Here is a 25,047-nt window from a genome sequence, read left to right on the forward strand (position 1 = left end):
TCAGGTTTGAATTCAATCCGAATTTAACCAATAACACTTATATTATGATCAAAAAAAATCGTATTATACTTAATCATAGCCCCTTATTAAAGATAAAACCGTGATCGCCTCCCGAAGATTAGACGATCACGGTTTATATTTTCCGTTGATATCACCGGATTATTGCCATATCTTGAACTGCTCAAATACACCATAACCTTCCTGATTATTGGTTGCAATCTGATACAGTCCTACACGCAGCTTTTTCCCTTTCAGATCTTCACGAAGGAAAGGTGTATTCGGAAGATCGATCCATGTGATTCCATCCTGAGAACTGCGCAAGAAGAAATAACTACCCACTTTTTGTACCTGGATATAAGGTGAATACTGCAATCCCGTTCCATTATTTCCTTCCTGATGGATCTGATCGCCTATACTTCTGGCAAGATTACCCAAATTCCAACCCGTTAACACGGTATTATTCATGTAAGCATTTGGGTTTCCTATAGCCTGTATCATAATACCAGCTTCACTCGAGGTGCGGGTTTTAGAAGTTAATCCCGCGACATCTTTTACCTGAACTTCTAAGGTGAAATCCCCCTCCAATTCTTTATATATAAAAGGTGGTAACAAGGAGGCATCACCCCATTTTGTATGCTTAGAGCTCAAGGTCCATTGCCCATCTACACCCTTAATCCCCACCTTTGTACTATCGGGATATACACCGACTTGATAACCGTCCCAATCCGGAATTTCTTCTTCTTCTAACGTAAAGTTTTGATCGAAATCCTTTACCCGTAAAGATGATTTCTGCTTCGGCACAGCGATCAGCTGTGCTTGACTCACATTTCCAAACTCATCTTTCGCAAAAATCGAAATGGTCTTCCCCAGATGCGCACGATTAAATAAATAGTAAGGCTCTTGAATCCAACCCGAATCATATTGATCTGTCGAAAATAGATACATCAGGTCTGCTTGATCTGCACGGATCTGGACAAAGAAATCGTCATCGTTAATCCAATACGGCTTCACCGCGATATTAGGCGCATACCTGTTCAAATCAGCTGCACTTTTTGCTTTCCAGATCTGATAATTTTCCTCTATCTGGTCTATATTAAATTTTTTAGGATATGCACGAAAAAAATGAAAAGCGTGCTGAAAAACAACTTCACCATCCTTTATCCGAAGTAATTTATTGATATTTTGTACCTGATCTTGCTTACTGTTCTTATAAAACACCGTCTTGCCCTGATCATACAGTGCCAAACCATGATTCCAACGGTGGCCATCAAACCAATCAAAAGCTAAGGTGTAGGACGGCTGAGTAAGAATGCTGGTCAAAATGGGATCTTTCCATGTATCCATTTTCAGTGCAGTACGGTTACCCTGTATGACAACCTCTCCTCGATCAACCGCAACCTCATGAGCCATGATCGCACCATGATTGCGCACTTTGCTGATTTTTCCTGTAGCAAGATTATCGGTCTGTATAGCAAAAAATAATTTTTTTGGATTGGAGAAATTCTTTTCTTCATTTATTATATCAGCAGATAAGTCGATATTGGCCATCTTAATATCTGCGATATAACCTGAAAAATGCTGATCCAATAAATCAGAAGCACCTACCACAAAATAATCGGCAGGATGAACAAATAACATGCGATTTTCTTCACGTTGCAGCTTTCCGTCAACATATATACGTTCCATATAACCGTCAAATGAGATGATTATATGATGCCATTGATCCTCCTGCGGTAGCGTCTTAAAACCCATATCTGGCCAGGCACCATGTGTAACAGCTCCTCGCTGCGCATCTTTGCCGTAGCCAACGATCGCTTTGCTGATATCCTGATTACCTTTAGACCAAGCAACCACACTTTCAAAACGATCGATTCGTGGATTATTGATCCACATGGAGACTGTATAGGGGCTGTTGCCCGCGAGTGATTGGGGCACTTTAAATGTAGAACGAAGGGAAACTGAACCATTCAATAAAAATGCTTTTTTCCCTTGATAGTTTTTCACATAAATAGGCTTTTCACTATCTAGGGTTCCTTGAAGTAAACCTTTATTCTGAATCGTTGTGATACGCTCCCCTTCCTGATAGTCCTCCGCATCCATGTGGATCAAAGGACCAAAAATGGTTTCTTCAGGAGGCATAATTTGCGGAGCTGACCAGACCGTTTGCTGGTCCAGCGACTTACCATAGACCTTGATATTCCATACTCCACGAGGTAGCCCCGGCAATTGTGTCTGCAAGAGATGCAAGCGTACATAGCCTGCCTTCACCTTTCCGTGGGCCAAGACCGGACTTGCCCAACGATTATTATTGGACTGGTCATCATATGTCGTCCAGGTTTTAGCATCTGTTGATGTTTCGATCCGATATTGATACGCATAAGTAGGATATTCAAATTGGATGGCGACAGTTTCTACATCTGTTATCTTTTCCAGATCGATCGTTAACCATGCTGGCTGATGGTTTTCTTTTGCTCGCCATAAAGTTCCGTTATTGTCATCCACCAAAAAAGACGCTCTAAAATCAGCATGATAAGAAGAAGACACCTGCACAGGTTTTCCGAACGCTAGATCTTCGGGATAAGGTTTCGGTTTGATGAGATCAGCAATCCCTTGATGTGTGGGAACTACTTTTTGAATATTTCCGTCAGCAGTAAAAAATAATTCATCTACTGCAACCTGACGATGAAAACCACCACCCGAATGCGGATTATTGTGCCTGTGGTAAACGATATAATACCGACCATCCTCCTCCAACACACTATGATGCCCCGGGCCATGGATCGTACCATCTTCATTGGTTACCAAGATGGGGTTATCAGCAGGATATTCAAAGGGCCCCATCGGGCCAACTGTACTCTTGACATATTGGACACGATAAGTATGATCTTCACAATGACCAGAAGAATACATGAGGTAATAGATACCATTGCGTTCAAACATATACGGAGCTTCAAAAAAATCCTTTGCCACGGTATTGGGAATCAATTCGATCTTTTTAAAACTCTTCATATCCGGATTCATTAACCCCACGGCACACCCGTGGTCTGGATAAATCCCCCAGGTGCCCCAATACATATACATGAGTCCGTCATGATCGGTAAACGTTTGACCATCCAAGGTAATCACACCCGGAATCATATAATTGGGTATAATCGATTGATGATCATCAGCCAGGGACTGCCAAGGCCCTATCGGTGTCTCCGATACCGCACCAAATATTTCGACCGGTTGACTATAATATAAATAATATCTTCCGTCGTATCCTTTAGTCATATCGGGAGCCCAATACCAATGGGTATTGGGCCAGTTCATGGGTTGTATGGTCCAATTCTTAAAATCTGTGGAAGTCCATACCTGCGATGGTCCTGCTCCCCAACCGTTACCATCTGTCGTGGCATAGATATAATAGGTATCTCCTATTTTTTTTATCGTTGGGTCTGCAAAATATCCGGGCAATAATGGATTTAAGGTATTTGGCATTTCATGCTTTTTCAACGATTGAGCAGGTACTGAACCTATTGAGCAAGCAAAGAGCACTAAAAAGAATAATTTTTTCATGATCAGTATGTATCAAAGAGGGGTACCTCGACAAACAAAGTACCCCTCCAAGTTTTCAGTATAAATTGCAATTATTTCAATGTAACATCCAGATAAACTGAGTGTCTTCCGTAGGTCTCATAAAATGGTTTAAAATCTACCCCATCGATTTTAAACTCCAAACGTTGTGGATCACCTGAAATGGATTTGCTGATATCTTTCGCATCTAAAGTTACTTTACGCCAATCTTTTCTCGCTTCGGGTTCTTGAGCAGCTAATAAGATGGGGCCATAGAATAAACTGGCAACATTCTGTTGATCCATCACTGGATCTAAATGAAATTGGAAAGGCATTTTTAAGGTGATACGATCCCCATTTTTCCAATTACGGCTCAATTTCAAATAAGTACCTGGTTGAGCCTGCACTTGTTGATCTTGACCATTGATGTTGACATAAAATCCGTTGGTTGCCCAGCTGGGTACACGCACATGTAGATCAAATGTTCCATTCCCTTTTATGGTCAGCTCCGTCTCGTCTTGCTTTGGAAAGCTTGTCTTCTGCTCTACCGTCAACTGGCGTTCCGTCCATTCCAAAGTTGAAGGAATAAATAGATTGACATATAAAGCCTGATCATCTTTGCTTTTAAAATAAATACTATTCTGCAATTTGGTACTACTCTCGATCGCGGTACCATTGCAGCAGGTAAAACCGGTCATATTGGCGTTGCTAAATTGCTTTTGTACGCCAGGTCTTAGGGATACATGATAGGTATTAGCCGCTGAGTTTTCAGCAACAGAAGCCAAAATATGATTGTACAATCCGCGTTCGTAATAATCCATATATGCTGCACGTTGATCAAAAAGAAACAGGTTACTGGTTAATTTCAGCATATTATAAGTACCACACGTTTCATTCTGTCCTCCTTCAGAAAAACCATTTTCATATAGGGTCGAAGGTTCTGCTGTAAACACTTCTGCATTAGCCGGATTTCGAGCCCCTGCAACTCCTCCTATACTGTACATATAATCGTTGACAGCCTTATACCAAAAGTTATCGGCTACCCGATAGTATTCAGGCAGATTGGAAGCTTGATATAGCTCGATGCTACCTACAATTTGAGGGATATGTTGATTGGCATGTAATCCTCGGAACGTATCGACATTTTTCGCCAATCCATGTGCATGTTGCGCATTTCCAAAGAACATATCGATGTTGTCAAACAACTGTGCAGTCTTCAAATAGTGTTCTTTATTCGTGATCCGATAGAGGTGAGCCATAGTCTCATTCATTCCTCCAAATTCTCCGGCAATATAAGTACTCCACACTTGTATCAGCGTTTCCTTAGGTAGTTGGCTGAGACGTGCATGTACCCAATCTGCCATACCGGTCGCCACTTGAAGTGCCTTTTCATTGCCACTCACTTCATAAATATCGATCAAACCGGCCAAAATTTTATGCAAGGTATAATAGGGAGCCCAAACTTGATTTTTCTGGCCACCGTACTTGGCTCCTTTTTCCAACATGATAAATTGATCCGGTGGATAGGCACTGATATACCCAACTCCCCAATTCCAATAGTCGGTACGGATACCTTCCTGACTCAGATCCGAGTCGTAGGTTGATTTTCCAGGACCATAAGGCACTGCTGTCGGATCAGCGACAGCTGTACCTCCAGCTTGTTGCGGTTTACCCGACAATTGTGCCATTTCGTATAGGGTATTGACCATATAGTTCATTTTCTCGGCAAAATTCGCTTGCAAGGTTTTATCGTATCCTGTACTGGCATACGCCTGAGCAATAGCAGTTAGGTAATGACCTGTGGCATGTCCTCTGAGTTTGGTATCCTGACTATCCCATACCCCTAAAGGTTTAGTTCCTGGAGGCTGTGGCAGCCCAAACGCATCACGAAACATGTAAAGAAAAGAGTTAGGATCAGTAACTGCTAATGTGCTGATAAATTTATCGCGATTTTCAATGAATTTTGTTTCTTGGTTCTGCGCATCGGCCTGCAATGAAACCTGATTTAAATCAAATTTTTCCAATTTTAAGCTTGGCGCTGCTGCAGTACCTGTTTTGACAGTCACGATCGCTTTAGGTTGCAAATCTGTACCTGGGACCCGACCTGTAATGGTATAGCGACCAGCTTCCAGAACAGTACTATTATCATTTGGCGAAGGCCAAATGACACGTACTTTAGGCCCTACCATATCCTCTTTATACATTCCTTGTACATAACTCGGTAACCGCGGCAAATCGCCTAATGCCGTTTCCACCTGTACATCTGGCACAGCAATTAAGTACGCATTGTAGAGTTGTGCTTGCGTTAAAGGAAAATCGGGCAGGTTATCCTCCACCTTGGTTACATTTACAGCAACGTTACTCCTACCTCGCTGTGAATTGGTATAAATTCCGGTAAGCTGATTTTTACTCAACGGAACGCGATAGATCCGGAAATCATGTAACATCCCATCCAACGTAGGAGATCCTGCAAAAAGTGATTTTCCGATATACAACTGATTCTTCTCTCCTGCAGATCCAAAAACCTCCGTCAACTCACGCGGAATCTGTTTGGATTCACCAACGGGCACAGCATCGACATAAGTCAACATCGTTTTGGAAGGGATATCCACCACTATAGTGAGGTACACCCATTTATTCAACGTGATCGCTGAAGAAACTGCTCCTTTTTGGTTGTTTTTTCCTGAAGTAATTAAACTCTGGAAACCAACCTGACTTTTTGTTCCAACAGGAGCAGCGAAGAAATGTTTGCGTGCATCCTTTCCGAAGTCAAAAAATACTTGACCTTTTTTTTCCGAACGCAGATACACCCAGCCCGAAATACTCAGCGACTCCATATCGGTCAAAGCATCAGTAGGAATCTGGATAAAATCATTGCTTTCGCCCGACAACGACAATACTTTCCCAAACCGCTTATCGGTGATAAATGTCGCATTCCGACCAGCGGTTGCATGCAGATTGTTGCGGGACCAATCTTTCAGATCCCCATTAAATACATAGCGTGCGATCATTCCCGTTTCACCGATTCCATCCAAAATCTGATCACCACTTTGCGCCTGTACCGGGCTTAACCCTTTGGTTAGGATTGTGGCGACGAGGATAAAACGTAAAAAAACTGTATAACTTTTCATTGATATAAATTGTTTTTTATCTGTAATGAACCTATCATGAGCAATATTCATCGCCTTTTATGCGTGGGTGCTCATGATGGTTTCATTGGTATATCATTACTTTGTGAGCTCGCAAGCTCGGTTTATTCTTTAAAGGCCATACTAGCCCTCAGCTCGACTTCATGAGCTACTAAGCTCAATTTTTATTCATTCCTAAAGAAATGACTGTGTAGATCTGCTTACCCTGATTAAAGTGCTCATCCTGGCACGTTGCACGGCTAAACGAAGTTTTTACATCAGTTTAAATCCCTGATTATCCTAGACCTTCTTTAATAAGCGTTCCAAGCTGGAGGTTCTACCCCAAGCAAGTGTTTGACAAAATAATCGCGACGTTTCTTTTCACCAAAATCACCACCAGAAGCATGTCCCATGCCCGGAACCATAATGAAGTCGTGATCTTTACCATGCTTAATCAGCTGATTGACGAACTGATAAGTCGATGCCGGATCCACATTATCATCCAACTCGCCAACGATCAATAGCAGCTTTCCTTCTAATTTATACGCATTTTCGATATTGGAACATGCCGCATATTCAGGTCCGATGGGCCAGCCCATCCATTGTTCATTCCACCATATTTTGTCCATACGATTATCATGGCAACCACAAGAGGAAACACCCACTTTGTAAAACTCAGGATGAAATAACAGTGCCCCAGCAGAAGATTGTCCTCCGGCAGAAGTACCATAAATACCAACTTTTTCGATATCCATATAAGGATATTGAAGCGCGGCAGCTTTCATCCAGGCAATGCGATCAGGAAAGCCCGCATCTTTTAGATTTTTCCAAGCGACATCTTGAAATGCTTTCGAACGATTGGATGTTCCCATTCCGTCGATCTGCACCACAATAAATCCCAATTCCGCAAGTTCAGTAAGTCCTGAAGGATTAGCGGAAAATGACTTGGGTACAAAAGAGCTATGCGGACCAGCATAGATATATTCGATCACAGGATATTTTTTGTTGGGATCAAAATTTCTAGGACGAACAATAATCCCCCAAATATCGGTTTTACCATCTCTAGCAAGGGATTTAAATACCTCTGGTTTGCGCCATCCCGTGGCTTCCAGGTCCGAAATATCAGCTTGTTCCAAATCCATGACGATCTGCCCATCTACAGCGCGTCGTAAGACTGTCTTTGGCGCTTGATCAACACAAGAATAGAGATCCACAAATAAGGTTTGATCGTTATTAAATGTTGCTTGGTGATTAGCCGGTTCGGGGGTGAGTTCTTTCATTCCCTTACCGTCAAGGCCAATCGAATAATAACGGATTAAATAGGGATCCGATCCCTTATCCATACCACTCGCCTCAAAAATAATTTTTTTGCTATCCTCATCGACGTTAACGACTTTACGCACCACCCAGTTTCCTTTGGTAATCTGATGTTTCAATGCTCCAGTTCTGGCATCGAACAGATACAGATGGTTCCATCCATCACGTTCCGAGGCCCAAATGATGTCGGCTGTTTTTTTGAGATCATTCCGGTATTTTTTTCCGCTATAATCAATGAATGTAGCGCTGCGCTCAGAAATAATTGCTTTGGTTTTTCCGTCTACAGCACTCAACTCCATCACATCATAACGTTGATGACCACGTTGATTATATTCAAATGTGATTCCACTATTATCCTGCTTCCATGCGATCGCAGATAATGAAAATTGATTGTCCACCTGAGCTGGATCTACCGACATCACACGACCATCCGCTAGATGAACAATAGTAGGATAATATTGTGATAAAGCATCTCCAGGTTTATTATAGTCTCTGGTTTGTAGTTTAGGTTGCAATTGATCGACAGGAGAAGATTCCAATAAAGTCAATTGCCTAATTTCTGCCTTTCGTACTTTGGAAGCGGCCAATTTTTTTGAATCATCGGACCATTGGATACGAGCACTGTAATACGCTCCGGGGCTACCATCAAAGGTCATTTGTTTCTCGCTTTTCGAATCGCCTTTTTTGCTGATGTAAATATTACTATTTTTAATATATGCGGTATAGACCTTATCGGGAGAATCCACAGGCTCACCCTTACTATCATCCCATCGTGCTCCCCAATAGCCATCCGATCTCCGATCAGCACCTGCTGTAGGAACATCCCGCAACTTGCTCAGTTTATTTTCCTGCGCATTCCACTTCCAGACCACTTTCTCTTCGGTAAACTCCACCTCGTTTGCCGTCAGCACTTTCAGATCTCTCCCCCACAAAACGCCTAATTTCACTTCTTTGCCCAACTGCGATGAGAGCTGCTTTTCAATCGCGGCAACATCGGTATCTATTTTTTTCTTGTTCAGCGCATCGACCAGATATAAGCTCCTCTTGCCATCTTTCTGCGTGACCCGGTAGGAAAAACTATCTCCTTTTTCAGACCAGATAATCTGCTGCGGTACTTGGTACACCTTAGCAAATGAACTTCTGATGTCTTTGGCTCGTTTATAATCGTCCAATGTCCCCTGCGCCATTGTCGTAAGCTGCAAGAGCAGCACTAAAGCAGCGGTTAATGTTAACTTCATAGGTATTATTTTTTATATCGTATAGATCATGCCTTTATCCATAATCAGGCATGATGAAAATAAGTAAGATTAAGTCTTCGCTTCCTTTTGTTTCACAACATAGTATAACGGAATACCCAAAAGGGTAATGATGATGCCCGGCCAAGTAAATTGTGGTTTATAGATGACCAACAAAATAATAAACGATAAGCCCATCACGATATAGATCGCCGGTATAAATGGGTAGCCAAATGCTTTATAAGGTCTTGGTACTTCGGGACGTTTATATCTTAACCAAAATATGCCGATGATGCACAACACATAAAAGATGACAACTACACAGGTAATCATATCCAACAAATCCCCGTACTTACCTGTCAAACACCATATCGAGGCAATCACCGCCTGCAACCACAAGGCATATGCCGGTACGGCATTCTTATTTAAGGTTCCCGTTTTCTTAAAAAACAAGCCATCCTTAGCCATCGAATAATAGATCCTTGCACCAGCCAGAATCAATCCATTGTTGCATCCAAAAGTGCTGACCATAATCATGATCGCCAAGATGGCGATTCCAACGGGGCCAAAGATTTCCTGTGCCACAAGCATCGCCACGCGATCTTTAGGAGCACTGGCCATTTGCTCAATCGTCAATACACCGGTATACATCAAATTGGTTAAAATATAGATCACCGTCACAATCAAGGTTCCTAAAGCTAAACTTAAACCAATGTTGCGTTGCGGATTCTTGATTTCTCCCGCTACAGCAGAAGAGGAGTGCCACGAATCACTACTGAACAATGCCCCTACTAGTGCAGCAGACATGGCACCAAACGCACCAAACGTAGCATAATCTGCTGTCGATCCATCCACATTTAACCGATGCAGGTTCCACATATGCTCCGAAGACCAGTTTTGATTCCACACCTCCAGATCAAAAGCCGCAAAACCAAAAATGACCAATAAGACCAAACTTAAGATCTTGATCAGCGTCAGCACTGTCTGTACCGTTTTCCCATTTTTTACCCCTCCGGTATTGATCAAGGTGAGCAGTAAAATAACAGCGATAGCCAACACCTGAGCAGATGATACATGATAATCTCCGATCACCAGCAGATAAACATCTTCATCCAGCACCGGAAACAGATAAGCCGTAAACTTAGAGAAAGCAACCCCCACAGCTGCAATCGTGGCCGTCTGGATAACCGCAAAAAAAGTCCATCCAAATGTAAAACTGACCACAGGTCCATAGGCCTCTTTCAAATAAACATACTGACCACCAGCTTTGGGGAACATGGCACTGAGCTCGCCATAACTCAAAGCTGCCGCTAAAGTCATAAATCCGCAGATCAACCATACGACCATCAGCCAACCAGCAGAACCTGTATTTCGGGCAATATCTGACGATACAATAAAGATCCCCGAACCAATCATACTTCCGGCAACCAGCATCGTGGCGTCCAATAAACCCAATAACTTTTTGAAATCTTGACTATTTTCTTGACTACTCATAGATTGAGGGTTAGATTGCGGTTATTTAAAATTATAAAATTTCCATTTCGCTTGATGGTTAGCTTCAAGCTTCTGGTTGGTCAATATTGCCCTGAGCATCTCCATGGGCAAGTAATTCTCCTTGATGACACGGTCATGAAATTCGGTATAGGACATTTTCCCCGATCCTACCAATTCATCGCTGATACTCAGCAACTGTAAACCACCGATCAAATAAGCCAACTGATATAAAGGATCATAAGAACCTTCAAACGATCGCTTCACTTCGCCATGTGCATTTGCAGGCTCATGACCGACCTTGTTGACTAAGTAATCTATACATTGCTGCGGTGTCCATTCGCCCAGATGAAATTTAATACTAAAGGTGATCCGCGCACAGCGATGCATTCTCCAAAATAACATCCCGATACGTTCTTCCGGTGTCTTTGCAAAACCCATTCTATAGAGCAGTAATTCCCAATATAACGTCCAGCCTTCGGTCCAGAATGGTGTATTGAAATTCTGCTCACGATAAGGCTTATATCTTTTATTCATAAAATACTGTAGGTGATGGCCTGGATTCAGTTCATGCTGAACCGTACCCAATGAAAAGTGTGGGTTATTGCCCCGCATGCTCATCATCTTCTGCTCATAAGTCATCGTATTGGTCGGATAGGAAATACTGATCTCACGTCCGCCCGTAAAAAAAGGATTGACCAATTGCCGTTCAGGAGTCATCATAATCATCCCCCAAGTCTCATCCGCCAATTCAGGAATCGCGATGAGATCATGCTGCTTAATAAACATTTGCGCTCTGTCGTACAGTTCATTGATCAAGTCGGGCTGTCGACCTTCGGGCACATAGGTATTTTTAACCTTTTCCTGTGCAGCTTTCCAATCGTCTCCAAATCCCATCTCACGAGAAGCTTTTAATAATTCCGCCACACACCATTCCCATTCCTGATCAGCAATTCGCAAAAGCTCATCCGCATTATAAGCAATCATTTCTTCCCGCAGCTTTTTATTGAGTGCCGCTTTTCCAATAGGCTGGCCCCCGATATGGCTGCCATCATTAAACACTTTCCAGTTGCTCTTCGCTTGCAGAGCAGCTTTGTACTGGATCAGTTTTTCGTTTAACCTTTCGTAAGATTTAGGCACCCACCACGTAAACATCGGGTCATATCCATGATAGAAGTCAAATGAACTTTCCAATCGGGTTCGCAATGACTCGACCATATTGACCAAAAAATTGACATCAGCAGATTCAATCGCTGATCCATTTTCAAGATTCTGCATCGCTTCCTCGACCTGACCGGTTGTTTTTTCTAAAACGATGGCGACATCCTTTCCGACAACAGCAGCTCCTCGACGACGCTTCTGTTCAAATTGAAGAATATTTTCAGCAAAGGGCAAGTAAGACTTCAGGTGGTTATAAGATGCTAATGATTCTTTGAGTTCTTCCTGATGTCGCTGCACTTTTTGGTTCAACAGAATATAATCAACTTGACCATTGGTATTGAGCCGTTTGTAATCAAAGTTTTTCAGTTTCGCCAAATAATCGTCATCTATCGATATCAGTCGATTGATCTGTTGGGGTGAGGCTGCTGATTGCTGAAAGCCCCAGTTTTTAGGCATTGGACCGTAGAAATAATTGACAGCCTGCAGGTCATGACGATATTGAATGATATAAGGCTCAATGGGTGTCGTATGTTGGTACAAATCCATATCTTGGGCATCTGTTAGCGAAGAAGCCATACAAAGTACGCCAATGACAATAAATTGCTTTACGTTAGGGTTATTGTTGTTTTTCTTCATCATTTAGGTTTATTATGGTCTATTGGAATCGATCTGGATTAAAGCCTGTGATATCCGTTTCTGTGGGCTGATTGGACAATAGAGCCGTGATCGCTTTTCCGTAAGCAGGACCCAAACTCAACCCCATCATACCACCTGCACCAGCAATGCTAACATTGCTGTATTTTGAAGTTCTGCCCAAATAAGGAAGCCCATCTGGCGAACATGGTCGGTAGCCAAACCAGATATCTTGCGGATAGTCAACCTGTAGATCAGGAAAATATTTAGGGATAGATTCGACGATTCCTTTGACCCGATTGGTATATATTTTATCATTAGCAGGACCTAATTCCATCGTTCCACTAAAGCGAATCTGATTGTTCATAGGCGTCACCGCTACACGTGCTTCCAGTAACAACGCGGCATGTACCATCTGGCTATTGTCTGTGGTATGGTGCATAAACGAATACCCTTTCCCTGGCATTAACGGCAACTTCAACTGCAACTTAGAAGCTAATGCGGGTAGCGATGCTCCCCCAGTTACGACTACTTCATCCGCATGAAACGCTCCTTTTGAAGTAACGATTTCGGATACTTTTCTACCGGAAAACTTGAATCCTGTTACTTCCGTTTGAAAGCTGAACTGGGCACCATGAGCAAGCAAATAGTCTGTTAATGTTTCCATCAATTTGGGTGGATACAGGATACCATCACATTTATACAATATTCCACCTATTGTGTCCATTCGGAGATTAGGCTCTAAGGCCTGGATACCCGCTTGATCAAAAACCTCTACATCCAATCCCAAGTTTTGAGCCTTTTCTGCCAATTCTATTTCCTCATGCGCCACGTGATTGGATTTGTAGAGCATCATAATCCCATTCTGCCTCAGCTCAAAATCAAAACCCTCCTGTTGAGCCAGTTGATCATAGTACCGGCTACTCGCAAGATTCAAATCGCGTATAGCCGCTGCATTTCGGTTGACGTGTTTTTCGTTGGCATGTTTCAAGAACTTCAGTCCCCAGTCTATCAAGGAGAAATTCAAGGAGGGTCTGACGTAAAATGGGCTCTTACTGTTCAGCATCCATTTTACCCCCTGCGCTACGATACCCGGAGCTGCCAGCGGAGTAAAATGACTAGGAACGATCATTCCTGCATTGCCATAAGAGCAATTGTCCTGCCCGTCACTTTTCTCTAAAATTTGAACTTCCCAACCATCTTGTAGCAAGTAATAAGCGGTAGACAATCCTGCAATACCTGCTCCTATGATAGCAACTTTTCCTTTATTATGTGTTGACACGTTATTTGATGTTTTAATAGTAATTACATAACTTGAAATCCTTCTTTATATGGGTCGTCATCGTCAATAATGATCTGACTATATCCCGTAATTCTTGCCCATCCCTCTACAGAAGGAATAATCGCAGGCTGTCCGATTATGGTTGTTTCGTCCTCAATACGACCGACAAATTGCGAACCGATATAACTCTCATGCACAAACTCTTCGCCTTTTTTCAACTTCCCTTTGGCATACCACTGTGCCATACGAGCAGAAGTTCCGGTACCACAAGGAGATCTATCCAAGGCATTCTCACCTACCAACACGGCATTACGTCCCGTAGAATTAGCATGCGTAGGTTTTCCCGTCCATTGAATATGGCTGAGACCATAGATATTTTCATTTTCAGGATGAACAAATTCCGTTTGCTCATTGAGTAATCGGCGAATAATCTTACCGTAGTGGATAAGCTGACTAGCCGAAAAATCGCTGATATCTCTAAAATTTTTCTGTGGATCAACGATGGCATAGAAATTTCCACCATAGGCTACATCTGCTACAATCTCTCCCAAATCTGGGCACATCACCGTAAGTCCTTCTTTATAAAGAAAAGATTTCACATTGGTCAGCTTGACCGTTTTTACTTTTGGACCTTCTTGCACATAATCGATCAGGATCAATCCGGCTGGTGTTTCCAGACGCAACTTTCCTGGTACTTTGGGGATGACCAATCCTTCTTCAATGGCAATCGTCACGGTACCAATGGTACCATGACCACACATCGGAAGACATCCGCTTGTTTCAATATATAGGACACCGGTATCATTATTGGGATCTGTAGGTGGATAAAGAATACTCCCGCTCATCATATCATGACCACGGGGTTCAAACATCAATCCTTTACGGATCCAGTCATATTCTTCCATAAAATGCAGACGGCGCTCCATCATCGAATGGCCATTCAGCACCGGTCCCCCTCCTGCTACCAACCTAACTGGACAACCACAGGTGTGGGAGTCAATACAAAAAAATGTTTTCTTCATCAATTGCTATACAAAAATGTGCTAAATACTTGTTTTTGTCGCACTACCATCTACGATACGTGAAATGCCTAGTGTATTCTCATTTTTCAGCTCCACAGGCAAAAATTCATCGGGCCAATTCTGAAACGATAAAGGTCGTACAAAACGCTTCACCGCATCTGGTCCTACAGAAGTAAATCTAGGATCCGTACAGGAAGGAAAAGGACCGCCGTGCTGCATCGCATAAACTACCTCTACTCCAGTTGGCATTCCATTAAATAAAAGTCGACCCGCCTTATCTTTCACGACATTGAAAACATCATGATGCTCCTGCACATCTTGCGCAGTACCCGCAATGGTAATGGTCAATTGACCTTTAAGTTCCTGCGCAATAGTCAGTACTTCTTCTGCACTGTCCGCTTCCACCAATACTGCAAAAGGACCAAACACTTCCTCGCTCAAAACCTGATTTTTCAAAAAATTGCTTGCCGAGGTACTGATGATTCTTGCGCGACCTTGTCCCTGGCTAGCTTCTATCCCCGATTCGGCGATTACCGTGACCGCTTCTTGGTTACTTAATGTTGTCTTATTTTTTTCAAAATGCGTATAGATACCCGAATTAAGCATTGTACTTGGTGGGATTGCCCCAATTTCTAACGCCAGTGCATTTTTGAAGCGATCTAAGCCATCGCCTTTAACCGCGATAAATACACCTGGATTGGTACAAAACTGTCCCACACCCATGGTGAGTGAACTCGCGTATTCCTTAGCCAATGCTTCAGCACGCTCTTGCAGCATATGCGTAAAGGCAAACACCGGATTGATACTGCCCATTTCGGCAAATACCGGAATCGGTTCTTCGCGTTGATTGGCGATATCAAACAAAGCTTTCCCGCCCCAATAAGATCCTGTAAAACCGACCGCTTTTACAAGAGGATGACCCGTGAGATAGGCCCCTATTTTGGTATCAGTTCCTTCGATATTGGCTCCAAGAATATGGCTAAACACCCCCTCTGGCCAGCCGAATTCTTTGACAACAGCAGCGATGGCTTCGGCCATTATCGTAGACGTACGGGTATGTCCCGAATGGCCTTTCACGATCACTGGACAACCTGCACCGATGGCACTTGCGGTATCTCCACCGGCAGTAGAAAAGGCAAATGGAAAGTTACTTGCTCCAAATACAACTACTGGACCTATACCCAAATTAAATTTCCGAATATCATTTTTACCTGTTTCACTATTTGCTAAATCAATGCGAGCTTCGGTGTAAATCCCTAGTGCTACGGCATTGGCATAACTGCGCCATTGTCCTACTGTGCGCGCCTTCTCTCCTGTGAGGCGGGCCAAAGGCAGTGCGGTCTCTGCATGAGCAGTCTCCAACAGCTCCGGTCCTAGCTTTTCAATTTTATCCGCAACAGCATGCATAAATACGGCACGCTCACCGATCGTCGTGGATTTCAAAAATTGAAATGCTTCTGCCGCTATGCGAACACGCTCATCTAAAAATACTTGTGATTGATTCATTATATATCGGAATTTTTCTTTACAAACGAACTGTAGGCGAATAGTATCCACCAATCGCCTACAGTACCTTAATTATTTTTGATCCGCAGATCTTAATTTAACTGAGGACGATTAGCAATACCATCAGCAATAATCTGATTGATTTTTTCAGCTTCTTCACCCACCAATGGCAGTCTCGGCGCACGTAGGTGCGGCGTACATATTCCTTCGGCAGCTGCAGCCAGCTTAATATATTGAATGAGCTTAGGGTGAATATCCAATTCTAACAAAGGCATAAACCAGCGATAGATATCCAAAGCTTTATCGTATTCACCATTTACCGCATGGTTATACATCGCAACTGTCTCCTTTGGAAAAGCGTCTACTAATCCAAAAACCCAACCATCTGCACCCACAACCAACGCCTCCAAAGAGATGGTATCTACACCACCTAAGATATGAAATCTGTCGCCAAATTTATTTTTCATTCGTGTTATATTTGTCAGATCGCGAGTGGACTCCTTAACCGCCACAATCGTTGGACAATCTTTCAATTCATCAAACATAGCTGTCGACACAAAAATCGAATAATCCACCGGATTGTTATAAATCAAAATAGGCAAGTCTGTCGCATCTGCTACGGCTTTAAAATAAGTAACGACCTCACGGTCATCTGCTTTATAGCGCATTGGCGGCAATAACATTAAACCATCTGCACCTAATTCTTTTGCTTTAACTGCAAAATTAATGGCATTTTTAGTGGTATTTTCAGCAATGTTCAAGATCACCGGTACACGGCCTGCAATCACCTGAATAGCATAAGTCAATAATTCAAATTTTTCATCTGTATCCAACACCGCTGCATCACCCAATGATCCTGCAATGATAATACCATGTACCCCCGCTTCGATCTGAGCTTCCGTATTTTTAGCAAACATATCAAAGTCAATCTCACCATTCTCCTTGAAGGGGGTCAGCACTGCCGGATATACGCCCTTCCAATTTAATTCAGCCATAGTTATTCTTTACTTAATTAATTTATAATTTTCTTTATCAAAGAAAGGAACTATTAAACAACTAAACTAACCGCGTTTTAATCATTACTTATTGGATATTAACCTGCACCGTCTACTCATAGAGCAAATTTTTATAATTTGCCACATACATTTTAGGCGATATACCTACAATGCTTCTAAAAACCCGATTAAAATTGGTGATGCTATTAAACCCAGAATGATAAGCCACGATGGAAATACAATCATAATCTTGACCTCCCAATAGGCGACAAGCTTCTCTTACGCGCAATTCATTCAGATAGGAAACAAAAGTCTTCCCTGTACTTTTTTTGAAATAACGACAAAAAGCCTGCGGAGTCAGATTTGCCCTTTCGGCGATTTCATTTAAGCCAATATTCTCCTTATAGTTATTTTCAAGAAAATCACATAAGGCCGTAATCCGAAAAGAACCTCCCGTACCAAAATCAACAGAAGTGACACCCGAAAGCGGTTTAAGTTTGAGGGAAAGTCTATTCAAAGATTTCAATAAATAAAAAAAACTGACAAGCTGACCTAAGCTATCGGAGTTCTTAAGCGCCTCTATCCTTCTACTGATCTGTGCCAAGTGTATGGTAGGAACTTTAAAACCGCGACCATTTTTATCTATAAAATCCAACAGCATACTTAATTCAGGCATATTCAAAATCGCGGACAAGGATCCCTTCACATTAAAAAAAACAGAAACCGATTGCACATACCCAACCCTAAAATCATTTTTAAAGACATGGGCTTGGTTTGATCCCAATAGGAAAATATCCCCGCGCTCAAAATCATGGACATGATCATCAACCAACAACTGTCCATTGCCCTCCTTGATCCAGATTAATTGATACTCCTCATGACAATGCATATGGGGATAAAACTTATCCAAAAAATCCTCCTGAATAAAAACGGTCCTATCCTTGGGAACAGGAACTCGGTATTGAATTGGTTTCATAAATAGAATGGTTTTTCGATTAATGTCATTAGTACATTAAATTTAGGATTTAGCGGTTCACAAAGCAAATATTTATCACTTTATATCAATAACATGGTATATTCGGTTAAAATGTGGTAATTAAAAAAGGACTTAATAAGTCAAATTTGTAATCGTTGCACTTGATCATGTGTTGAAGTATTATAATCTCTAAATCTTACCAAATGAATTTAAAGAAAAGTTGTTACCTCCTATTAACCTTATTCTATATCCATCCCGCATTTAGCCAACAGGATGAGCATCCTGTATGGAAGGCGACCAAAAGCCAGCCGGCGACATTGGGTATAGAACAAGGGGCCAAAAGCTTTGCGCTGAACCAATTGAAGATCAAGATTCTCCATGCATCACAAACCTTATCCGCCTTTCAACAAGTGAACGGTGATGCCGCTTTCGACTATACACCTGTTGAGCTATTAGCGAAACGGGACCGTAACAATTTTTTTCATATCGGCGATATCAACATCCGCCTGAAATATGAAGGAGAAACCAAATGGTCCAGTTATTCATCAGCCAAAGACCGTAAAAAAGTAATCGAAATCGCAGTTTCTAAAACTACTTTAGCCGCAGCAGATATCACTCCAACATTGGAAAATATCCCCTTAAAAGTGGTGCGTAGCTGGGAGAATGTGGATGGCGATCTCATCTTGAAATTTCAAATCAGCAATCCTACTGATCAAGCTATTGAGATCGGATCTCTGGGCATCCCACTTCCCTTCAACAACAATATGGATTGGAAAAATCTGAATCAAGCCCATGCTCAAAATGTATTTTTCGATCCTTATATTGGTCAAGATGCAGGCTATATGCAGGTCAACCATTTACATGGAAACGGTCCGAGCTTATTAGTACTTCCTTACACAAATGCAGGATTTGAGGCCTATAACCCGCTGAACAGTGATCCGACACCAAAAAGCATTACTTTTGAAGGTTTCCACGAATGGATGATCCACAGCAAGGCACTTGCAGAAACCGACTGGAAAGGAGTAGAACAATGGAACACACCGACTTCTACTGTTTTGAAGCCAAAAGAATCCAAGACATTTGCCCTTAAGTTTGTGCTATCGCCCAGTATCAAAGAAATTGAAAACACGCTTCTGAAAAACAAGAGACCTGTTGCTATTGGTGCTCCTGGATATGTTGTTCCTTTAGATAATCCGGTCAAACTTTTTATCAAACATGATCAAGCCATTGCCCATATCTCAGTTTATCCAGAGGGCGCATTAACTGTTACTAAACAGCAAGATACCCCACACAAATGGCATCAATATGAAGTAAAAGGCCAACAATGGGGACGGGCACGATTGACCATCACCTATCAGGATGGTGCCGAGCAAACCATTCAATATAAAGTCATCAAATCCGAAAAAGATGTGGTGAATGATCTGGGAAATTTCTTAACGACCGCACAGTGGTACGAAAATGATCAAGACCGCTTTGGCAGATCTCCATCTGTTATCACCTACGATTATGAGGACAAAAAGCTTGTCACCCAAGAACAACGCGCTTGGTATGCCGGCCTCAGTGATGAAGCAGGAGCGGCTAGCTGGCTAGCTGCGATTATGAAGCAAGTCGTCCAACCTAATCCTACAGAGATCAACAAACTTAAACGATTTGTCAACGAAACGATGTATGGCCGTATTCAGCATAAAGAAGGGGATCAAAAATATGGTGTCGTCAAAAGTTTATTTTACTACGAGCCAGACTCGCTGCCAGCAGGCACTTACGATGCCGACATCAATTGGAAAGTATGGTCAGCATGGCCAAAAAAAGAAGCGGACAACATCGGCCGTTCCTACAACTACCCCCATGTGGCAGCAGCACATTGGGTGATGTACAGACTGGCTCGCGACTATCGTAATCTTGTACAAGAGGAAAGCTGGGATGTGTATTTAGATCGGGCTTTTCAAACCAGCATGGCTATGATCGAGAAAGCACCTTATTACGCTCAATTTGGACAGATGGAAGGCAGTATATTTTTGCTGATCCTCCATGATCTTCGTCGGGAAGGACTAACCGATGCCGCTAATAAGCTGGAAGCCGCGATGCGCAAACGTGCAGAACACTGGAAAAGCCTAGATTATCCCTTTGGAAGTGAAATGCCCTGGGATTCTACCGGACAGGAGGAGGTATATTTATGGTCGCGCTACTTTGGTTTCGACGATAAAACTCAAGTCACCTTAAATGCAATTTTGGCTTATATGCCAACCGTACCACACTGGGGGTACAACGGTAGTGCCCGTCGTTATTGGGATTTTGTATATGGCGGAAAACTATCCCGCATCGAACGTCAACTCCACCATTATGGATCGGCACTCAACGCCATCCCTGTACTGACCGAATACCGTGACCATCCCGATGATTTCTATCTTCTTCGTGTCGGTCATGCCGGTATGATGGGTGCACTGGCCAATGTTACAGCAGATGGTTTTGGTCCTGCAGCATTTCACTCCTATCCTTCGACATTAGCCAACGATGGCATATCGGGTGATTATGGTACCGGGTTTTATGGTTACGCCGTTAATTCAGGAACCTATATTATCCAACATCCAGAATTTGGCTGGTTGGCTTTTAGCGGCCATCTTCAAGCAGATAAAAACAATATCGAAGTGAGGATCACAACCGCTTCCAGAGGCCGTGTTTTTCTAGCAAAAGAGCATCTCTGGCTGACTACGGATGCCGGAGAAATCGAAAAGCTGCGTTACAACCAAAAAGATAAAAGTGTGGTGTTGAGTTTTAATACCAGTCAATCGGACAGGGTGCCAAATATCTTGCTAAATATCAATCCCGAGAGTGGCTATGTGATTGAAGGACTCCAAAAAGATCCATTCAATCGCTATACCATACCAGCTTCTACTGCGAGCGTGACACTAGTGAAAACAAAGTAGCCTCGATCAAACGATCTTTCTTTCTAAACAACATACATAACCTGTGGTTAGCTTAGGCTAGCCACAGGTTTTATTCAAAAACCGCGACCCCCCCAAATCGCAGCATCCTAGAGACCTTAGCTCCTAGAGGCTCCGTTATTTAAAAATGAAATCCCTCAAGATTCCATTTGTCTCTCCACGGAACGGTTATTTTACCATCTTGTAGATCAACCGGGAGCCAGATATAGCGACTATCCAACAAGTTTTTAGGTTTCCAACGGTCAGCCATAAATATAAAAGCATTTTTCTTACCTACAACAGGCAATACAAAAGTAGATTGTGCATCAAAAGTGATGTGCGCGTCGGGTCCGCGCATCGGATCACCTAAAGATGTCCAAGGTCCAAACAGATGATCCGCTACATGTAGTTCCGCCCTGTTGGGAGCCCAACCTGTACAGCCGCTTGTAAAGAGATAATATTTCTGATTATATTTGAACAAAGCCGGAGCTTCTCGATGATTTCTGAACAATAATGTATCCGCGGTCGTAGGAGTTAAATAATCAGGCGTAAGCTTTGCCAAACGCAGTTCATAGTTTTCATCTGAAGAATAGATATGATAAGCAACATCATCATCATCCACAAAGAGTCCCATATCTCGTGACATATGACCATTTGGTCTGAAACTGTCCACCAACGTAAATGGACCGGCAGGAGCATCACTAATAGCAACCGCAGCTCGTGCTGCAGCATAACCTTGATCTTTCAGCTCCAGATGAAACCACATCACAAATTTTTTCGTCTTCTTATTGTAGATGACCTTCGGCCGTTCGATGATACATCCCCATGCGACATCACTGCTGGGATCATCTGCAGGTGAAAAAGCTAATTTTTCAAATTTCCAATGGTAGAGATCCTTGGAAGAATAGACATTGACCCCCTGTGATTCGGTCCCCCCTCTTTTTTCACCGTACCAATAATAGGTGCCATTGTGGTTAAGAATTCCGCCACCATGGGCATTGATCGAATTACCTTGATCATCCAACCACAGCTTTCCTGGGACAAATGCTGTATTTTCCTGATCTTGAACTCCCTTTTGATAGACCCGCACATAGTCGATCTCATAAGTTGCAGGTAACAATTTTTCATCAATAATGCCACCATTCATTCCACCCAAAGCTAAATTGAGCAAGATATAGTGCGGCTGTTTAAAAGGGTTAAATCCTGTCCCGTCCCGATTGACCAATTGATCCAGCTTCACTTTATTCATCAGGATATCATCGACATACAATGCAATTTCATGTTCATCCCAATACATACTCCAAACATGAAATTGCATTGCCCATTCTTTTCCGCCCAGCTCGGAAACCGCTTTTTTTTGGCTATGCCAGTTTGCCTGCCATCTTTTATCCGTACCGGAAGCAATATTTGCAAGAATATCACCCTTATAATATTCCATAATATCAATTTCACCATTAGAAGGCCATTCTTTTTCTACACCTAATGTCCAAAATGCCGGCCACAACCCACTCCCTACTGGAATACGGGCGCGCATTTCAAATATGCCATACTTCCAACTATGTTTGCCAGAAGTATTGATTGAGGCAGATGTATAGCTAATGTCTTTACGTGAAGTTGCCCAATCTTGACTATTTGGTTTATAAGTGGGATTGGGTTTAACCTCTTTGCGTGCTTCGATCTTCAATATGCCATCCTTACAGGATATATTTTCTTGCTGGTACCATTGATGCTCTTGATTACGCATAAAGCCCTTCTCAAATTGCCAGTTTTGATTATTTACAGATCCCTCTTCATCAAACTCATCAGACCAGACTAAAGTATAACCCTTCTTCGGCAAATGTTGCGCCCCTACCTGCGTGACAAGATGCAATAGAAAAATAAAGTAAAGTGCTTTTTTCATAAAAATATATTTGTTTTGATCAGTACTTATTTAAGAAGCCAATTGCGTTTATCATGGCTGAAGATTTACCCCTTTCGTTATAGCTATTTAATAGGTATAACGAAAGGGTAATCAATCGTCCAATATTAATCAACAGTTCTGATTAAAGGAAGGGGGTAATTCAACAATTTGGAGGGAGAAATTCATCAATTTTCTAATGAATAAAAGTTTTCACCAATATCTCTCTACATAACATGATACATGCTTAACTCGCGATCCGCTTTAGGAGCCTATAGTGTTTATACACAAACAAGCTTTGTTTATTCACAATATGTGCATAAACGATCCTGTACATATTCAGCATGAAATAGCATTTTTGTGGATAACACACTTATTTTGTCAATAAAAGACGAAAAATAATTCAAAAGCAAATGTGGAAACGCTTTTATCTATTATTTTATCAACACATGTCGAATCCGCTGTGCATAACAAATCTGGTTTCCACAACATATAGCCTGATTTGAACATATTGTGCATAACTCGTTCATTGGCCATACTAGAGCTAAGCGATCATCATCAAGGCTTATAGGTGTCATAAAAGCAAGCAAATGATCATGTCGTATTATTTCAATTTATGTTTTACCCCTTCAAAAGTCATTTTTACAGGATTAATATATCCATTTTCGTCAAATGTCATTACATCAATACAAGTCTCCCGCTCATTTGCACCTGTTTTGCCCAATGGTCTCCGGTGATACACGATATAATACTGATCTTTGTTTGGCACTTGAATGACAGAATGATGACCAGCGCCAGTTGCGATAGCGGGATCCTGTTCTAAGATCGTTCCTATTCGTTTGAATGGACCAAATGGCGAATCAGCGATCGCATAAGCCACTTTATAATTTGGAAGACCCCATCCGCCCTCCGACCACATGAAATAGTATTTATTGTTGCGGATAAACATAAATGGTCCTTCGACATAGTTCTCAGGTGTTACCTCTTTATAGATTGTTCCATCTTCAAAAGGAACTAAGCTTTTAAAGTCAGCACTTAATTTGACCACATTACAATGTTGCCACCCACCATAATACATATAATATTGACCATCTTTATCTTTAAAGACAAACTGATCAATGGGTTGAGCACCATTGACGATCTCATTGATCAGCGGTTTGCCAAGTACATCTTGATACGGTCCTTGAGGTTTATCGGCAACAGCTACGCCAATTCCTCCAATTTCACCCTGGTGTACATCATTGGCTCCAAAAAATAGATAGTACTGATTATCTTTTTGTAACACACTAGGTGCCCACATCGCTTTCTTGGCCCATTTTACTTCCGCCGTATCGATAATTCGGGGATGTTTTTTCCAGGTCACGAGATCCTTGGATGAAAATGCATCAAAGAATATTTGATCTTCATATGGTGCCGAATAGGTTGGAAAGATCCAGTACTCCTTGTTGTAAACAATACCTTCAGGATCAGCGTACCAACCGGGGAACACAGGATTCTTCTGCGCAAACACAGCCTCTGCAATAAATAAAGTAATACCTGTCAGCAAATAGGAGACAATTTTCATAATTAAAAGGTTTTAGTAGAGTTGAAAATAGGAAATATAAATACAAAATCCAATTTTAAAGTCAATAAAAAACGTCGGCCCCAGCATATGATCTCTCCACAATATCGGTTTAGCCCTCCCTTTTTTCTATTTAGTCGTACAGATCTTATATTTTAAAATTATCTCTCGATAAAAAGAATAAACAGATGAATTTGGAAAGCAATTAAGCCTAATTCAGACGGTGTAAAATTATAATTTTCCTAAATATGCGATAATTATCGTTGATTAGAAAAATATTTTTTATATGTTTGACTTAGATATCTGCCAACGCCATTTAGACCTCGTAAAAAAATAAAACTGTACGTATATATTTAAGTGATTTACA

At 41.9% G+C, this 25,047-nt stretch carries 13 protein-coding genes; 1 reads left to right on the plus strand and 12 read right to left on the minus strand.

Translation table 11 applies throughout. The features are described from left to right. Positions 1–159: 159 nt before the first annotated feature. The 10 genes from AC06G9_RS20365 to AC06G9_RS20410 form a co-directional block, all read right to left on the minus strand. Positions 160–3,558, minus strand: coding sequence for a family 43 glycosylhydrolase (locus AC06G9_RS20365; protein WP_480957039.1), 3,399 nt, complete (start codon positions 3,556–3,558; stop codon positions 160–162). A 71-nt stretch (positions 3,559–3,629) separates the two neighbouring features. After that, positions 3,630–6,686 (minus strand): beta-L-arabinofuranosidase domain-containing protein, encoded by a 3,057-nt coding sequence (locus AC06G9_RS20370; RefSeq protein ID WP_480957040.1) that lies wholly within the window; start codon positions 6,684–6,686, stop codon positions 3,630–3,632. Between the two features lie 308 nt (positions 6,687–6,994). After that, positions 6,995–9,238 carry a S9 family peptidase gene (locus AC06G9_RS20375; protein ID WP_480957041.1) on the minus strand — a complete coding sequence of 748 codons (2,244 nt, stop codon included), beginning with the start codon at positions 9,236–9,238 and terminating at the stop codon, positions 6,995–6,997. A 69-nt stretch (positions 9,239–9,307) separates the two neighbouring features. Further along, entirely contained in the window at positions 9,308–10,729 is a 1,422-nt protein-coding gene (locus AC06G9_RS20380; RefSeq protein WP_480957042.1) for an APC family permease, read from the minus strand. A 21-nt stretch (positions 10,730–10,750) separates the two neighbouring features. Continuing rightward, complete coding sequence (locus AC06G9_RS20385) at positions 10,751–12,526, minus strand: DUF885 family protein (protein WP_480957043.1); 1,776 nt, start codon at positions 12,524–12,526, stop codon at positions 10,751–10,753. Between the two features lie 16 nt (positions 12,527–12,542). Continuing rightward, positions 12,543–13,802 carry an NAD(P)/FAD-dependent oxidoreductase gene (locus AC06G9_RS20390; RefSeq protein WP_480957044.1) on the minus strand — a complete coding sequence of 420 codons (1,260 nt, stop codon included), beginning with the start codon at positions 13,800–13,802 and terminating at the stop codon, positions 12,543–12,545. 23 nt (positions 13,803–13,825) lie between these two features. Then, positions 13,826–14,824 carry a 4-hydroxyproline epimerase gene (locus AC06G9_RS20395; RefSeq protein ID WP_045755845.1) on the minus strand — a complete coding sequence of 333 codons (999 nt, stop codon included), beginning with the start codon at positions 14,822–14,824 and terminating at the stop codon, positions 13,826–13,828. 21 nt (positions 14,825–14,845) lie between these two features. Next, a complete protein-coding gene (locus tag AC06G9_RS20400; RefSeq protein ID WP_281046736.1) occupies positions 14,846–16,330 on the minus strand; it encodes an aldehyde dehydrogenase (NADP(+)) in 1,485 nt (494 codons plus the stop codon). Between the two features lie 92 nt (positions 16,331–16,422). Then, positions 16,423–17,325 carry a dihydrodipicolinate synthase family protein gene (locus tag AC06G9_RS20405; protein ID WP_346573376.1) on the minus strand — a complete coding sequence of 301 codons (903 nt, stop codon included), beginning with the start codon at positions 17,323–17,325 and terminating at the stop codon, positions 16,423–16,425. A 112-nt stretch (positions 17,326–17,437) separates the two neighbouring features. After that, positions 17,438–18,301, minus strand: coding sequence for an AraC family transcriptional regulator (locus AC06G9_RS20410; RefSeq protein ID WP_248755377.1), 864 nt, complete (start codon positions 18,299–18,301; stop codon positions 17,438–17,440). Positions 18,302–18,504: 203 nt separating this feature from the next. Between AC06G9_RS20410 and AC06G9_RS20415 the strand changes: the two genes are divergently transcribed. Continuing rightward, positions 18,505–21,225 carry a DUF5695 domain-containing protein gene (locus AC06G9_RS20415; protein ID WP_480957045.1) on the plus strand — a complete coding sequence of 907 codons (2,721 nt, stop codon included), beginning with the start codon at positions 18,505–18,507 and terminating at the stop codon, positions 21,223–21,225. A gap of 139 nt (positions 21,226–21,364) precedes the next feature. On the opposite strand, the gene AC06G9_RS20420 is transcribed toward AC06G9_RS20415, so the two are convergent. Then, complete coding sequence (locus AC06G9_RS20420; protein ID WP_480957046.1) at positions 21,365–23,122, minus strand: family 16 glycosylhydrolase; 1,758 nt, start codon at positions 23,120–23,122, stop codon at positions 21,365–21,367. A gap of 601 nt (positions 23,123–23,723) precedes the next feature. Further along, positions 23,724–24,683 (minus strand): glycoside hydrolase family 43 protein, encoded by a 960-nt coding sequence (locus tag AC06G9_RS20425; protein ID WP_045752771.1) that lies wholly within the window; start codon positions 24,681–24,683, stop codon positions 23,724–23,726. Positions 24,684–25,047: the final 364 nt, after the last annotated feature.

Source organism: Sphingobacterium sp. MAE, from assembly GCF_056711605.1.

Excerpts from the sequence above, each read along its gene's own strand:
- AC06G9_RS20365 (WP_480957039.1), bottom strand. The coding sequence starts at position 3,558 with ATGAAAAAATTATTCTTTTTAGTGCTCTTTGCTTGCTCAATAGGTTCA.
- AC06G9_RS20370 (WP_480957040.1), bottom strand. The coding sequence starts at position 6,686 with ATGAAAAGTTATACAGTTTTTTTACGTTTTATCCTCGTCGCCACAATC.
- AC06G9_RS20375 (WP_480957041.1), bottom strand. The coding sequence starts at position 9,238 with ATGAAGTTAACATTAACCGCTGCTTTAGTGCTGCTCTTGCAGCTTACG.
- AC06G9_RS20380 (WP_480957042.1), bottom strand. The coding sequence starts at position 10,729 with ATGAGTAGTCAAGAAAATAGTCAAGATTTCAAAAAGTTATTGGGTTTA.
- AC06G9_RS20385 (WP_480957043.1), bottom strand. The coding sequence starts at position 12,526 with ATGATGAAGAAAAACAACAATAACCCTAACGTAAAGCAATTTATTGTC.
- AC06G9_RS20395 (WP_045755845.1), bottom strand. The coding sequence starts at position 14,824 with ATGAAGAAAACATTTTTTTGTATTGACTCCCACACCTGTGGTTGTCCA.
- AC06G9_RS20400 (WP_281046736.1), bottom strand. The coding sequence starts at position 16,330 with ATGAATCAATCACAAGTATTTTTAGATGAGCGTGTTCGCATAGCGGCA.
- AC06G9_RS20405 (WP_346573376.1), bottom strand. The coding sequence starts at position 17,325 with ATGGCTGAATTAAATTGGAAGGGCGTATATCCGGCAGTGCTGACCCCC.
- AC06G9_RS20410 (WP_248755377.1), bottom strand. The coding sequence starts at position 18,301 with ATGAAACCAATTCAATACCGAGTTCCTGTTCCCAAGGATAGGACCGTT.
- AC06G9_RS20415 (WP_480957045.1), top strand. The coding sequence starts at position 18,505 with ATGAATTTAAAGAAAAGTTGTTACCTCCTATTAACCTTATTCTATATC.
- AC06G9_RS20420 (WP_480957046.1), bottom strand. The coding sequence starts at position 23,122 with ATGAAAAAAGCACTTTACTTTATTTTTCTATTGCATCTTGTCACGCAG.
- AC06G9_RS20425 (WP_045752771.1), bottom strand. The coding sequence starts at position 24,683 with ATGAAAATTGTCTCCTATTTGCTGACAGGTATTACTTTATTTATTGCA.